The 13737-nt window shown below is 55.2% G+C and carries 12 protein-coding genes and 4 pseudogenes; 5 read left to right on the top strand and 11 right to left on the bottom strand.

Annotated elements, in window-relative coordinates; genetic code table 11:
• Positions 1 to 22: 22 nt before the first annotated feature.
• Positions 23 to 1015: a restriction endonuclease gene (locus tag AC3ISI_RS18275; protein WP_489333191.1), complete on the top strand. Its 993-nt coding sequence runs from the start codon at positions 23 to 25 to the stop codon at positions 1013 to 1015.
• A 625-nt stretch (positions 1016 to 1640) separates the two neighbouring features.
• Here AC3ISI_RS18275 and AC3ISI_RS18270 read toward each other — a convergent pair.
• A pseudogene (locus AC3ISI_RS18270) lies at positions 1641 to 1847 on the bottom strand (helix-turn-helix domain-containing protein); the annotation flags it as partial.
• Positions 1848 to 1987: 140 nt separating this feature from the next.
• Between AC3ISI_RS18270 and AC3ISI_RS18265 the strand changes: the two are divergent.
• From AC3ISI_RS18265 to AC3ISI_RS18255, 3 genes and pseudogenes are all read left to right on the top strand, one after another.
• The gene (locus AC3ISI_RS18265; protein WP_489333190.1) at positions 1988 to 2971 is read left to right on the top strand and encodes a tyrosine-type recombinase/integrase; all 984 of its coding nucleotides are present in this window, start codon (positions 1988 to 1990) and stop codon (positions 2969 to 2971) included.
• Positions 2972 to 3197: 226 nt separating this feature from the next.
• Positions 3198 to 3532, top strand: a pseudogene (locus tag AC3ISI_RS18260) (IS3 family transposase); the annotation flags it as partial.
• 70 nt (positions 3533 to 3602) lie between these two features.
• Positions 3603 to 4208, top strand: a pseudogene (locus AC3ISI_RS18255) (DEAD/DEAH box helicase); the annotation flags it as partial.
• Between the two features lie 55 nt (positions 4209 to 4263).
• Here AC3ISI_RS18255 and AC3ISI_RS18250 read toward each other — a convergent pair.
• Both AC3ISI_RS18250 and lysA read right to left on the bottom strand, forming a co-directional pair.
• A complete protein-coding gene (locus AC3ISI_RS18250; protein WP_489333189.1) occupies positions 4264 to 4881 on the bottom strand; it encodes a class I SAM-dependent methyltransferase in 618 nt (205 codons plus the stop codon).
• Positions 4882 to 4959: 78 nt separating this feature from the next.
• Positions 4960 to 6198 carry a diaminopimelate decarboxylase gene (lysA, locus tag AC3ISI_RS18245; RefSeq protein WP_489333188.1) on the bottom strand — a complete coding sequence of 413 codons (1239 nt, stop codon included), beginning with the start codon at positions 6196 to 6198 and terminating at the stop codon, positions 4960 to 4962.
• Positions 6199 to 6326: 128 nt separating this feature from the next.
• Here lysA and AC3ISI_RS18240 point away from each other — a divergent pair, with 128 nt between their 5' ends.
• Positions 6327 to 7253 (top strand): LysR family transcriptional regulator, encoded by a 927-nt coding sequence (locus AC3ISI_RS18240; protein ID WP_489333187.1) that lies wholly within the window; start codon positions 6327 to 6329, stop codon positions 7251 to 7253.
• Positions 7254 to 7284: 31 nt separating this feature from the next.
• On the opposite strand, the gene AC3ISI_RS18235 is transcribed toward AC3ISI_RS18240, so the two are convergent.
• From AC3ISI_RS18235 to AC3ISI_RS18200, 8 genes and pseudogenes are all read right to left on the bottom strand, one after another.
• Entirely contained in the window at positions 7285 to 8091 is an 807-nt protein-coding gene (locus tag AC3ISI_RS18235) for a sulfite exporter TauE/SafE family protein (protein ID WP_109787604.1), read from the bottom strand.
• A gap of 9 nt (positions 8092 to 8100) precedes the next feature.
• Positions 8101 to 9318, bottom strand: coding sequence for an NAD(P)/FAD-dependent oxidoreductase (locus tag AC3ISI_RS18230; RefSeq protein WP_335739953.1), 1218 nt, complete (start codon positions 9316 to 9318; stop codon positions 8101 to 8103).
• Between the two features lie 45 nt (positions 9319 to 9363).
• Positions 9364 to 9687: pseudogene (locus AC3ISI_RS18225) on the bottom strand (protein tyrosine phosphatase family protein); the annotation flags it as partial.
• Positions 9688 to 9746: 59 nt separating this feature from the next.
• Positions 9747 to 10610 carry an MBL fold metallo-hydrolase gene (locus AC3ISI_RS18220; protein WP_109787645.1) on the bottom strand — a complete coding sequence of 288 codons (864 nt, stop codon included), beginning with the start codon at positions 10608 to 10610 and terminating at the stop codon, positions 9747 to 9749.
• A 57-nt stretch (positions 10611 to 10667) separates the two neighbouring features.
• Positions 10668 to 11426, bottom strand: coding sequence for an amino acid ABC transporter ATP-binding protein (locus AC3ISI_RS18215; protein ID WP_109787606.1), 759 nt, complete (start codon positions 11424 to 11426; stop codon positions 10668 to 10670).
• Positions 11427 to 11430: 4 nt separating this feature from the next.
• Positions 11431 to 12120: an amino acid ABC transporter permease gene (locus tag AC3ISI_RS18210; protein ID WP_109787607.1), complete on the bottom strand. Its 690-nt coding sequence runs from the start codon at positions 12118 to 12120 to the stop codon at positions 11431 to 11433.
• Positions 12121 to 12122: 2 nt separating this feature from the next.
• The gene (locus AC3ISI_RS18205) at positions 12123 to 12818 is read right to left on the bottom strand and encodes an amino acid ABC transporter permease (RefSeq protein WP_109787608.1); all 696 of its coding nucleotides are present in this window, start codon (positions 12816 to 12818) and stop codon (positions 12123 to 12125) included.
• 44 nt (positions 12819 to 12862) lie between these two features.
• The gene (locus AC3ISI_RS18200; protein WP_109787609.1) at positions 12863 to 13708 is read right to left on the bottom strand and encodes an ABC transporter substrate-binding protein; all 846 of its coding nucleotides are present in this window, start codon (positions 13706 to 13708) and stop codon (positions 12863 to 12865) included.
• Between the last annotated feature and the right edge of the window lie 29 nt (positions 13709 to 13737).

Here is a 13737-nt window from a genome sequence, read left to right as displayed (position 1 = left end):
TGCGGCACTAAGGGGGGATAAGATGGCTCGGATGTGGATGGTGCGTGGCGAAGCTGGAAGCCTATACGAATCTTTTCGGGAGCGCGAAGTGGCCGCAATCGGGTGGAGCCGGTTGGCTGCTCATGCGAGGCCCGGCGTTGGGCGCAAACAGTTAATTGCTCTCTACCAATCCGCTGAGCCTCAGATGAAACAGGGCACGGTGATTTCGGGTGCCTCGCAAGTGTGGCGCTTCGTAAACGAGATTCAGGACGGTGATTGGGTTATTACTTATTCACCTGCCAATCGTCTCTATCTGGTGGGCAACGTCAAGGGACCGGCCGAGCACCATTCAGAATGGGCTGAGCAAGGCATGTCGCTGGTGCGCAAGGTGCAGTGGCAGCAGCAGGAGTTGCCGCGTGACAATTTGGGTACCAGTACCAAGAACAGCCTGGGTTCAACTTTAACCTTGTTCGAGGTGCCTTCCAGTGCTGCAGCCGAAGTAATCGCCGCGTTGAAGGGTAAACCAGTACTGCAAGTGGAAGATGAGGCTGAAGAAAGTATCGCTGATCCGTTGGCTGACATTGAGTCTCAGGCGTTGGAGCGAATCAAGGATCGAGTAAATGAACTCGACTGGGATGAGATGCAGCAGCTGGTTGCAGGGATCCTTCGTGCGATGGGCTACAAAACTCAGGTTTCGCCACCAGGTTCCGACCGTGGCAAAGACATCGTCGCCTCACCCGATGGCTTCGGCTTTGAGCACCCGCGCATTGTAGTGGAGGTCAAGCATCGTAAGGGGCAGATGGGTAGTCAGGACATCCGCAGCTTTCTTGGTGGGCGGCACAAGGATGATCGGGGTCTTTACGTAAGCACGGGAGGTTTCAGTAAAGATGCCCAGTATGAGGCAGACCGTGCATCCATTCCATTGGCGATGTGGACGTTGGATCACGTTGTGCGGGCCTTAATTGAGCATTACGATTCCACTGATGCAGAGACCAAACGCATCGTTCCATTGAAGCGGTTGCACTGGCCGGCGTAAGCTCGGTGTGGACGGTGTTTACCCATTTGCTTTGGCATTTAGGCCACGGGTTAGGTAAAAATAATAGCTATACCCCGAGCGACGAAGTGACTGCTGTTGCCGCTGACGAATAACCGATCCGGCACTGGCTATTCTGCCTGCTAAACATATCAGGCAGGTGTTGAAAACTGTCGATACTCCCGATAACAGCTCCCGGTCGGCTTTCTCGGACGCAGCGTGGAACAATGACTAGGCAAAGTAAGGGCGTATTTTGGACAAAGTTACGCCCTAAGTCGGTTTTTAAGCTCGATTACTTTAGCTCATGACATCCAGATGTACCGCGTCAATCGAACATCAATGCCCGCGTCAAACTAAGATCATAATCCGTATCACCCAAATGGCTAGCCATACACATCAAGCCAAACCCCACGGCCTTATGCTTGTTCCAAAGTCTTTCAAGATTTTCTACCAGCGGTAGCAAGCATTTTTCTTCGTAGGGGCTGAGCTCGAAGTCGCTCGGCTGTGAGCCAATCGTGTCAAAGTAATCGTTAGCCACCAGCTCTTCCTCTGCATCCGATCGCAAGCAAGTCATTTCATCGTAGGCGCTGTAACAGGTCTCGCGCTCCTCGGCCATGAACGCCTGGAACTCGGCTTTCAGCGCCTGTTCCAGCGTGTCGTGGAAAGGGCTGAGTTTGTTGAAGGTCGCGCACCGCTGGTACGCCGGCTGAGTGGCTTCGGGCGCTCTGACCCATTTTCGGATGGTGTTTCTCGACAGACCGGTACGCTTGGCTATCTGGTGCAGCGAGAGCTTGTCGCGGAAGTACATCCGCCGGATTTTTCCCAACATTTCCATGCTGATCACCCTGTGTTCTCCTGCTCGGAAAGTGAGCAGAAGCAGTTGAACACCTGGGTCAGTTTTCAGTCGGCAGAACAGCCTTTACTGGGTCAGTTTTCGGTCAGCGGCAACACGTAGCAAAAGGCATAGACCCACGGATGCAGCGCAGAGAGGATAAGCGCGCCGCCGCGTCTGGCGCTGTGAAGACCTTCGAAGTCGTGGCCAATGAGTGGCACGCTTTCAAAGTCCCACGGCTGGTGGTGACCAGAAAAGGCGCCGCATACCAGTCGAGATTTTACTTGGACAAGGATTTGATCCCTGTGCTGGGAAAGTTGCCAGTAGCCGTGGTAACGCGCACCGATGTCCTGGACGCAGTGCGCAGGGTTGAAAAGCGTGCGGCGTTGAATTCGGCCCGCAAGTGCCGGGCTTGGCTAAACGAGATTTTTCGATTCGCCATCGCTTCGGGCTATTTAGATATAAATCCGGCTGCTGATCTAGATATCGTCGCCGCCAAAGAACCACCTGTAAAGCACAACCCCATGCTGAGGCAGCGCGACCTGAAAGCATTCCTTCACACGCTTAGGGGCTTTGACTGTGCGGGATATACGAAGAGCGCCATTCGGATTTTACTGTTAACCGGTGTTCGAACGGGCGAGCTGCGCCACGCGACGGCAACCCAGTTTGATTTGGATGCCGCGTTGTGGACGATTCCGCCTGAGGGTGTCAAGCAATTGAGGAAGGTGATTCGAACGAAGGAGGGTGGTGAGGTTCCACCTTATCTAGTGCCGCTGTCGCGGCAGGCGGTTGAAGAGGTGCACAAAGTGCATCGGTTGACTGGCGGCTACAAGCTGCTGATCGCGGGTCGCAATGATCCGAGCAAGCCAATTAGTGATGGCACCGTCAACTCTGCATTAAAGCGCATGGGATATGAAGGGAGGCTGACCGGGCACGGAATACGCGCCACTATATCAACGGCCTTAAACGAGATGGGTTACAGCGAGGATTGGATTGAGGCGCAGCTTTCGCATGCTGGTTCAAGCAAGGTTCGGAAGACCTATAATCATGCGGAGTACGTAGAGCAGCGGCGAGCGATGATGCAGGAGTGGGCTGACTATTTAGATAATCTTGAGTTTTCGTGCTGATTTTTAGGTCGCGAACTAGAGGTGACAGTTTGGGGTGGGTTGCACAATAGCTCTGAGCGGCTACAGAGCTCCCTGCCATCCTCGGCATGAGGTTGACACTGCAAGCTGGTGGGCACGACCTGGTGTTCAATTCAAAGGACATTTTCAGCCGCGTGCCCATCGTTCAGGGTGGAGCTCCCCTACGGGCATGATCCGTATGCGTACCTGAAAGATGTACTGACGCGATTGGCTGTATTTGGCTGTGGTGCTGGATCTGTTTTCTCGTCAGATCGTTGGCTGGTCAATGAAGTCGCAGATGACCAGTGATTTGGCCATTGATGCATTATTAAGATGGCGGTTTGGAGGCGAAAACCGAAGCAGGAGGTGATGGTTCACTCCGACCAAGGCAGCCAGTACAGCAGCTCCGATTGGCGCAGTTTTTTGAAGGCGAACAATTTGGTTGCCAGTATGAGTCGCCGAGGCAACTGTCACGACAATGCCGTTGCCGAGAGCTTTTTCCAGCTTCTAAAACGGGAACGTATCAAGCGAAAAATCTACACCACGCGGCAAGATGCTCGTAGCTGCGTAATTGCACGGACTTGCACACTCGATTGCATTCGACTTGAACACCCAATTGCATTCCCACTGAACAGATGCAGCTGGCCTAGTCGTGGCTACCAATATTGCCCATGCCCACCAGATAGCTTTGGCACTAGAGGCCAAGGGAGAAAGTTTTCGGGTCGTGACTAACAGAACCCCTGATGCTCAAAAAGCGATCAATGAATTCAAGAGTAGCGACTGCCGGTGGGTAGTCGCTGTAGGTATGATCAGCGAGGGGACTGATATACCTCGTCTACAGGTCTGCTGCTACCTTAGTCGTATACGGACAGAACTGCACTTCCGACAGGTGTAGGGACGAGTTCTTCGGAGCACGGGTGAGACTGACGACCAAGCGTGGTTGTTTGTATTAGCGGAGCAAAAACTCAAATACTTTTCCCAGCGTATTGCCGATGACTTGCCAGAAGATATGGCAGTTTTAAGCTATGTTCATGCGCGTGAGACGGATTTATGTTCGTCAGCCGATTATAGTGCTTTCGGTAGGCAAGATGGAGAGCTTGAAAATCGTGGCGCTGTATCCACCTGTGCTGGCAGTGCCGGCGTTAGACACGCTTTATCGCAGGGCGGAATTGCAGCGATACCGTCCTATCAAGTCAGTTTTTCGCAACATTTTCGTCAGCAATTGTTGGCAGCTTTCTAATGTGGCTCTCGATTGGTGAATTGACGGCGCTTAATGTGATGTCGATGATTCGATCTCAGCGAAGTTTTCGGCAGTAGCAGTACACAAATTTCTGGACGGTTCCGAACGGAGTGTGATGTTCTTCCTTTTCATGCCCGAGCAATTCGAAAGGTGCACCAAACTCAGAGTGCAATTCGTCCGCGCTATAACGCCTCACAGGTAAACCGCTGCACTGGGTAGGCCCATCTTCTGCAAAAGTGGCAACAATTACGTATCCACCGGGCTTTACAGATGTCAGTACTTTTTCGAGATACGCCTGTCGCTCATCTGCACCGGTGAGAAAGTGGAACACGGCCCGGTCGTGCCAGACATCATAAGTCTGAGGTGCAAGCGATACTCGAGTGACATCCCCTTCAATCCAGATGACTTTTTCTGCCTTACTGCCCAAGCGGTGTTTTGCTGTGGCAAGCGCCGAAGCAGAGAGGTCAAGAACAGCCAGCTGGGTAAAGCCGTTTTCTATCAGGTCATCAATCAGTGTCGACGCCCCGCCACCAACGTCAATGATCGATGCCGAAAAGGAGGCGCCCGTTTTTTGAATTAGTCGCAACGAGTTGGTGGCGTGCTCCTGGAACCAGCTGATAGCATCTGCAGGCTTACTCGAATATACCTGCTCCCAATGCGCTTTCGATTGCATAGCAAGTTGTCCTCATTGACGATTTAGGAAATTGTAGGACCGTTTCATCACTTGGTTTTGACGCAGGCCATCTGGCCCTTAAAGGCCCAACTCTAAGGCCAGCAAGTCCGATAATGGCTGTGGTCGTCTAATCAATCTGGCTTGTCCTTGCTCGATCAATACTTCCGGCAACAGGGGGCGGCTGTTGTAATTGGATGACATGGAGGCGCCGTACGCACCTGTGTCATGCATGATCAGCAAGTCGCCAACCTGCGCCTCGGGTAGCAGGCGAGGTGTCACACCGTGTTCATCCTGCGTAAAGATATCGCCCGATTCACACAGGGGGCCGCCCACCACGTAGTCGTGTTCAGGGCGATGGATGGGCGCCCCCTCGGCATCCAGCAAGGTCATGTGGTGATAGGCGCCATAGAGGGCAGGGCGCATCAGGTCATTGAAGCCTGCGTTCACCAAAATGAAGTGTCGGCTCCCGACTTTTTTGACTGCGCGGACTTCGGTCACCAGACAACCTGATTCGGCCACCAGAAACCGCCCGGGTTCGATCTCCATCCGTACCGGATGACCAAGAAACGCTTCGATGTCCTGCCTGGCCTGACGCCATGCGTTGGCATAACGCTGGATGTCTACCGGCTCATCGCCTTCGCGGTAGGGCGTAGACAGCCCGCCACCGATGGAAAAGGCTTCGATGTCGTGGTCGAGCATTTTCACCGCCGAGGCCATTGCATTGCCCACTTGCTCCAGATGCGCATAATCCACGCCCGAGCCGATATGCATGTGTAATCCCACCAGCTTCAGCCCGAACTGCCGAATGACGTCGAGCGCTTCGTGAACCTGGTCATGCCAGATGCCATGCTTGCTGTTTTCACCACCGGTATTGGTCTTGCGGCTGTGACCATGGCCGAACCCCGGGTTGATCCGTAACCAGACGCGATGGCCCCTGGAGCGTTCGCCCAGCTGGCGGAGCATGTCGATCGACCCGGTATTGACCTCGATATTCAGCTCGACCACGCGGCGCAAAGTAGCCTCGTCGAACAGATCACAGGTAAACACGATGCCTGCTGGTGTGCCGGCCGGGCTGAAACCTGCCAATAGTGCCCGCTCGATTTCACCCAGCGAGACGGCATCGACCCGAACGCCTTGCTCTCGTATCAAGCGCAGGATGTGCAGGTTGGAACAGGCTTTTTGTGCGAATCGAACGGTCTCGAAGCACGCCAGTTGATCGACGCGTGCCTTGATGGTCTGTGCGTCATAACACCAGAATGGGGTGCCATGTTCTGTGGCAATAGCGGCTAACTGCTGGAAGTCGGGCTGGTTGGGCATAGAGATAGTCGATCTGATCTTGAGAGTGGAGACCATCATGCCGATTGCAGAACATTCAATAAAATATCTTCTTTTTAGTTATCAATTCAGTTCTGATATGGGCTTCAAGCGATCAATGAAGGTTGGGTATGAAAGTCTCGATGCGGCATATCGAAGTTTTCCGAGCGATCATGCAAGCAGGCAGCGTCACGGGAGCGGCGCGCTTATTGTTGACCTCCCAACCGACGCTCAGCCGGGAACTGGCCCGGCTTGAAAGCCTTTCGAGTTTGCGTTTGTTTGATCGGGAGGGCGGCAGGTTGGTACCGACGGCTCAGGCAATAATGTTGTTTGAAGAGGTCGAACGCTCCTATATCGGGTTGGAACGAATCAATAGCGTTGCGCAATCGATCCGTCGTTTCGAACATGGGCAACTCAGCATCACCTGCCTGCCGCTGTTTTCTCAGACGTTATTGCCCAACGTTTGCAAGCAGTTTCATCAACAGCATTCGGGCATAGGCTTGAGTATCACCGCGCAGGAATCGCCCTTGCTCGAGGAGTCTCTCAGCGCACAGCGTCACGACCTTGGCTTGACCGAAAGTGAACAGGTGCCAAGAGGCACCCGAGGGGAATTGCTCTTTTGTGCCGATATGGTCTGCATACTGCCAGAGGGGCATCCTTTGCTGTCCAGGTCGCTGCTGGTAATGGAGGACTTTCGCGGTGTCAATTTCATCAACCTGTCGGGCCTGGACATTTACCGTCAGAAGCTCGATCAGCACTTTCTTCACGCCGGTGTGGATCGGCATACCGTGATCGAAACCACCAATGCTGCGTCGGTCTGTGCCATGGTCAGGCAACAATTGGGTGTGGCGATCATCAACCCATTGAGCGCCGTGCAAGAGTCAGGCAGAGGATTGATCATTCGACCAATCAACGTGTCCATTCCCTACCGAGTCATGCTGATAAGGCCTGATTTTCGACCCTCCTCAGTTTTCGTTGACGCCTTTTACAAGGCATTGGGTGTTGAGGCGTTGAGTCTTGCCAGTGCCCTGGACAAGAGAATGGCGGGGGCCAGTTAGGTCGACGTACCTATGCTCAGTCCCAGGTTTTTTATATCCAGGTTTTGAGCATCAGGTAGCCCGCAACCACCAGGCATACGGCGGAAAAACCCAGTTGTATAGATTTGGCGGGAATCCTGGGTGAGAGGACTCTTCCCAATAGCATTCCGCTCACACTCGCAGCGATAAAAACTCCGCCAGTGACCGTTATGTGGGCTCCTGCATGAACGGCGCCTGCCACCGCAATAGCCGAGATCAGGGCGATGGTCATGAGTGAAGTCGCGACGATGCCATGCATGCGAATATCTGAAAGTTGTTGAAAGGCAGGCACGATCAAGAACCCGCCCCCCACGCCCAGCATCCCGGTGAGAAAGCCGGACAGTGAGCCGACTACCGCAAGGCTCGCTGAGCATTTTGGTGTCCAGCGCAGTCGGCCGGTCTGAGGGTTGATCATGCAATTTTTTTGTTGCCAGCACTGCTGATTGTCGGCGGCCTTGGCCGAGATGCCGCTCGCCTGTCGAATCATGCGAATCGCCACAATGACCATGATCAGGCTGAACAGCGAGGTCAGTACGGTGTTGGGCAGCAGATGGGCAAAATGCACGCCCAAACGCGAGAACACCGCCCCCAACAATGCCATCAACAGGGCAGCCCGATAACGTACCAGGCCTTTCCTCAGACCATCCATGGCCCCGACAGCGGCCGCCGCGCTGACGGCAAACAACGCAACGGGGGCCGATTCCGTCATTGACCATCCCAGGCCGATCACTAGCGCCGGTACAGCCAGAATTCCACCCCCTGCACCTGTCAGGCCGAGAATGATGCCGATGGCAATCCCGAATATTCCACTCAGTAGCATGCTCGCACCTCACTCAACCTTGGAGAGGCTGGTCAACCACTCACGACCTTTGAGCATGCCGTTCCAATAGAACCAAGGCAGGAACCGGGCTTTAAGGAACCATGCACTTTGTCGGGCGACCGTTGCGTCCAGGGGAAATGTCGGCAGCAGTTTCCCGCCGTAGCCAAACTCCGCCAGCACGACTTTGCCTTTTTCGACGGTCAACGGACATGAACCATAACCGTCGTAGCGCAGCGGAATGGGCTGGTTGCCGCGTACTGCCATGAGGTTCTCGGCGACGACGACGATTTGCTTGCGTGCAGCGGCAGCGGTCTTGGCGTTACTGGTGGAGCACACATCACCGAGCGCAAATACGTCCGGATAGCGGCTGTGTTGTAGAGTCCCCGGATCCACCTCACACCAACCGGCATCGTCCGCCAGAGGGCTTGTGCGGATGAAGTCGGGGGAGACCTGTGCGGGGACGACATGGAGCATGTCGAAGGTCTTGGCCAGGCGAATGACTGTGCCGTGTTCGTCCTTGCTTTCAAACCAGGCTGTCCGGCTGGGGCCGTCAACTTTGACCAGGTTCGAGCCGAATACCAACTGTGCTTGATACTTCTCGATGTATTTCATCAGGGGGGGGACGAAAGCCGGTACGCCGAACAGCACTGCGCCAGCGAGATTGAACTCGACCTGCATGTTCTGCAGAACGCCTGACTTTTGCCAGTGATCGCAGGAAAGGTACAGGGCCTTTTGCGGAGCACCGGCACATTTGATCGGCATGCCGGGTTGGGAGAAGAGGGCCTTGCCTTTGCGTAATCCCTGCACCAGTTGCCAGGTGTAAGCGCAAAGGTCATAGCGGTAGTTGGATGTCACCCCGTTCTTGCCCAGGGTTTGCTCCAACCCTTCGATTTTCTCCCAGGCAAGCCTAAGCCCGGGACAGACGATAAGATTTTGATAAGCGACGCTTTTGCCGTTACTCAGCTCTAGACGTTTTCCTTCGGGCAGGGCCTTGACCACTGCCGCCTTGATCCAGGTTACGCCACGGGGGATGACCTGCAACATGGGTCTGACAGTCTTGCGCACGTCATAAGCCCCTCCACCGACCAGCGTCCAGGCCGGCTGATAATAGTGGTGGTCATTGGGTTCAATGAGCGTGATCTGCAGATCGGGCGCACGCTTGAGCAGGCTCGCCACGACACCAATGCCGGCCGACCCGCCACCAATGACGACGATGTCGGCTGTGATGTCGAGGCAGCTAGCGGCAACTTCGCTACGTGCGGCACACGCCGACGCTTTTTGGTAGAGCTTGGTAGAGCGATTACCGGTGCGACAGAAAGCCAATACCGGTGCCGGCAGGCTGTCCAGCAGGTGGGCAAAGTGCTGTACATCGTTGTCGCTGATGGTGTCGGGTTGAACCGGGAAATAAGCAAACTCAAGGTCTAGCCGTTTGGCTTCGGCGTGTATGGCTGCGCTGGCAGGTTGATCCGCGCCGCCTTCACAATCCGGTCGGTTACAGATGATTGAGCGAAACCCCAGTTTGGCGGCTTCGTTCAAATCTCCTGGGGTCAATTGACCGGTTGTTGCAAAGTTTTTGTTGTGGGTGGTGATTTGCATGCCATTTAAACTCGTAAAGAGGTTATCCATTTCGCTCTGCCTGAACTCAATCAAGGTCCTCAGAGCATATTGAGCGGTATCTTCAAATAGCTGATGCCGTTGGCCCTGGCCGTAGGTGTCTCACCGGCTCGCATGTTGATCTGCACTGAGGGCAGCAGCAGCCTGGGCTGGTCCAGGGTCTTGTCGCGTGCCGTGCGCAGAGCAACGAAATCAGCCTCGGCGATGCCCTTGCCGATATGGATGTTGTGCGCGCGCTCCTTGTCCACTGTGGTCTGGTGACAGTAGGCGTTACGACCGGGCGCCTTGTAGTCGTGGCACATGAATAGCCGAGTGTTGCCCGGCAGCTCGAGCAGCCGGCCAATCGAGCGGTATAGCTGGTGTGCATCACCACCGGGAAAATCGCAGCGGGCAGTGCCACTATCGGGCATGAACAACGTGTCACCGACGAATGCGCAATCTTCAATCAGGTACGTCACGCAGGCCGGCGTATGGCCAGGCGTGTGCAACACGCGGACGGTCAGGGCGCCGATATGGAAAGTCTCGTTGTCGGCGAACAAGTGGTCGAACTGACTGCCGTCCGGGGACAAATCATCGTCGGCGTCGAACAGGGCGACAAAGGTCTTCTGTACCTGAGGAATGCGATCGCCAATGCCGATCTGTCCGCCCAGTTGCCGCTTGAGGTAGCGTGCAGCCGAGAGGTGGTCAGCATGCACGTGGGTTTCCAGAATCCACTCCAGCGTCAGCGCGTTGGCCCTTACATACTCAATAAGGCGTCCAGCACTTGAATACGTGATACGCGCGGCGGCGGCATCGTAATCGAGCACCGGATCGATGATCGCGCAATGCCGGGTCACTGGGTCGCTGACCAGATAACTGTAAGTACAACTCTGGGCGTCGAAGTAAGGCTCGATATGAAATTGCACGGTCATTGCCTCCATTTTCAAGGGAGGCAGCTATCGAGCCTGCCCCCTGTACTCCATTCAGCAAGCTTGTGGCATGCCACTCTCGGCCCAGGGCGAGCGGATATCGGACAGGAATCGCTGGGCGCGAGGATGCTCAGGACGCAGGAAGAAAGACTCGGGTGTCGCTCGTTCGAGCACCTTGCCTTGATCCATGAAGATCACTCGATCGGCCACTTCGCGTGCGAAACCCATCTCGTGGGTAACGCACACCATGGTCATGCCTTCTTTGGCCAGGCTTTTCATTGCCTGGAGCACTTCGCCGACCATCTCTGGGTCCAACGCGGAAGTGGGTTCATCGAACAGCATCACCGGAGGGTTCATTGCCAATGCCCTGGCGATGGCAACGCGCTGCTGCTGGCCACCCGATAACTCGGATGGGAAAGCGCATGCCTTGTGAGCCAGCCCCACGCGGTCCAGCAAACTCATGGCCAGATCGTCCGCTTCCTTGGCGCCCAGCTTGCGCAGGCGACGCGGTGCCAGCGTGCAGTTCTCAAGAACGGTGAGGTGGGGAAACAGATTGAACTGCTGGAACACGAAGCCAATACCGCTGCGCAAGGCGTTCACGCTGACGGAGCGATCATAGATATCCACGCCATCGATAAAGATATTCCCACTCTGGATAGCTTCCAGCCGATTGAGCGTGCGAATCATCGTTGACTTGCCGGAGCCGGACGGACCGCAGACCACGACCACTTCACCCTTGGCGACGGTTTCGTTGATGTCAGCCAGGGCATGGTAACTGCCGTACCACTTGTTAACGTTTTTCAGTTTGATCATGGTGTTAAACCTTTGCAGTTCGCACAGCGAGACGTCGTTCCAGCCAGAAGGCGAAGCGAGACAGGCTGAAGCACATGACGAAGTAAGTGAGGCCGAGTACGGCATAGACCTGGACCGGCTTGGTGAGCAGTTGAGCGCTGATCTGTGAGGCAACGAATGACACTTCCGAGAGGCTGATGATGTAACCCAGCGAGGTCTCCTTGATGGTGGAGACGAACTGATTCACCAGCGAGGGCAGCATGTTGCGAAAGGCCTGGGGCATGATCACCAGGCGCATCGTAGCCAGGTACGAAAAGCCGAGTGACCGGGAGCTTTCCATTTGCCCGCGAGGCAGTCCGAGAATCCCGGCGCGAATGATTTCGGCGAGGTAGACCCCATCAAAAATCACCAGGGCAGCCAGCATGGTGCCAAATTGGTCAGTGCGTTGACCGGTCAAGGTCGGTAGCAGGAAATAGGCCCAGAAAATCACCATCAGCAATGGCGTTCCGCGCAGTACGTACACAAGCCCCGTGACCGGCAGACGCAACAACCGGTAAGGGCTGATGCGGCAGAGCGCAAGCAGTACCCCAACAGGGAAGGCCAATACCAAGGCCATCGCTGCCAGGATCAGCGTCATTAACAAACCGCCCAAGGGGCCGTTCGGGTATTGGCCAATCAGGTAGAAAAGCCCGTAGTTGTGGATGATATCGAGCATCGTCAGGCACTCCGGACGGGATAGCGTTGCTGGTACCAACTGGACAGCAGCGTGATGATGATCGAGACGCCGACATAACCTACCGTGGTAACGGCGTACGATTCAAAACCCCGAAATGTGGAGCTTTCCACCTGCTGGGCCTGATACATCATTTCAGCGACGCCGATCACCATGGCGATGCTGGTGTTCTTCCACAGGTTAAGTGTCTGGCTAATCAGCGGCGGCACTGTCACCCGCAGTGACTGCGGGAGGATGACCAGGCGCATGGTGCTGAGGAAGCCAAAGCCCAGGGTCCGGCCAGCTTCCATTTGTTCCCTGGGAATGGAACGCAAGCCGCTACGGATGTCCTCGGACATATACGCCGCGGTGTACAGCACCAGGGCGATAACCGCGCTGACCGCTTCGATATTGTGGTCGTAGATCCAGCTCTTGATCGGGGTTGGCAGCAGCTCCGGTGCCCCGAAATACCAGAACAGCATGTGTGCCAGCAGCGGGACGTTGCGTATGGCTTCCACATACGTGATCGCGATTGCCCGCAGTGCAGCGTAAGGGGCCATTCGCAATACAGCGATGACGATTGCCAGCGGTAGGGCAATGGCCAGCGAGATCAAAGCGAGTTGGATGGATAGCAGGAAGCCACTGATGAGCCAGTCGTGATACTGCCCCGAGAGCACAACCGATAAATCAAACGTATTCATAACTAGGCCCGTGGCCCGACCCTGAGGTCGGGCCCTCAATGAAGTTAGTTGATTTGGTCGGTGTCGATCTTGAAGGAGCGACTGGCGAACTTCATGTTAGTCTCAGGACCAAACCACTTGGTGAAGAGCTTGTCAGCCTTGCCGGACGACTCCAGATCGCGCAGCGTCTTGTTCACCTGTTCCTGGAAGGCGGGTTCTTCTTTTCTCAGGCCCAGCGCAATGTGCTCGGCGGACAGGGGTGTTGGGAGAATCCGAAAATCTTTTGCCGCATCACCCAGCTTGGCGAAGTTGCCGGCCAATGAGGTCTCGTCATTGGCGTAACCCAGGCCTTTGCCTTGTTGCAAGGCGAGCAGGGCTTGAGGGTTGCTGTCGAACGATACGATCTGGGCGTCAGCGATCTTCGCGCGGATGCTCTGCTCCATGGTGGAGCCTTTGATCGTCAAGATTTTCTTGCCGGCCAGTTGGTCGAGTTGAGTGATACCACTGTCGGCCTTGACCATGACTTTCTGACCTGTAATAAAGGTCGAAAGAGAGAAGTTGATCAATGCTTCCCGTTCTTTGTTATGGGTCAGGGACGCCGCCAGAAGATCGACACGGCCTTGTTGTAATTCAGGAATACGTGCAGCGACGGTCAATTGCTTGAGTACCGGTTTGACCCCGATGTTCGCGGCAATGGCATTGCACATGTCGACGTCGTATCCGACGATCTCGCGCGACGCGGGGTCCTTGATGTAGCTGAACGGCTCGTCGGTGCCGAGCACCCCACAGACTAATTCACCCTTGGCTTTGATATCGCTGAGTTGATCAGCTGCAGCAGAGAAGCTGGTTGCCAGCGTCAGTGCCAGTACTGCGGTTTTCCAGTGTTTTTTGAGCATGCGGTTCGTTTGCATTTTATAGACCTTATTGTTTGATAAACGGA

The sequence above is a fragment of the Pseudomonas sp. GL_139_B genome (genome assembly GCF_057834475.1).
This window is presented reverse-complemented; position numbering and strand designations above follow the sequence as displayed.

Bases quoted from the DNA above. Each gene is read 5' to 3' on its own strand.
- AC3ISI_RS18275 (WP_489333191.1), top strand. From the start codon at position 23: ATGGCTCGGATGTGGATGGTGCGTGGCGAAGCTGGAAGCCTATACGAA.
- AC3ISI_RS18265 (WP_489333190.1), top strand. From the start codon at position 1,988: ATGCAGCGCAGAGAGGATAAGCGCGCCGCCGCGTCTGGCGCTGTGAAG.
- AC3ISI_RS18250 (WP_489333189.1), bottom strand. From the start codon at position 4,881: ATGCAATCGAAAGCGCATTGGGAGCAGGTATATTCGAGTAAGCCTGCA.
- lysA (WP_489333188.1), bottom strand. From the start codon at position 6,198: ATGCCCAACCAGCCCGACTTCCAGCAGTTAGCCGCTATTGCCACAGAA.
- AC3ISI_RS18240 (WP_489333187.1), top strand. From the start codon at position 6,327: ATGAAAGTCTCGATGCGGCATATCGAAGTTTTCCGAGCGATCATGCAA.
- AC3ISI_RS18235 (WP_109787604.1), bottom strand. From the start codon at position 8,091: ATGCTACTGAGTGGAATATTCGGGATTGCCATCGGCATCATTCTCGGC.
- AC3ISI_RS18215 (WP_109787606.1), bottom strand. From the start codon at position 11,426: ATGATCAAACTGAAAAACGTTAACAAGTGGTACGGCAGTTACCATGCC.
- AC3ISI_RS18210 (WP_109787607.1), bottom strand. From the start codon at position 12,120: ATGCTCGATATCATCCACAACTACGGGCTTTTCTACCTGATTGGCCAA.
- AC3ISI_RS18205 (WP_109787608.1), bottom strand. From the start codon at position 12,818: ATGAATACGTTTGATTTATCGGTTGTGCTCTCGGGGCAGTATCACGAC.
- AC3ISI_RS18200 (WP_109787609.1), bottom strand. From the start codon at position 13,708: ATGCAAACGAACCGCATGCTCAAAAAACACTGGAAAACCGCAGTACTG.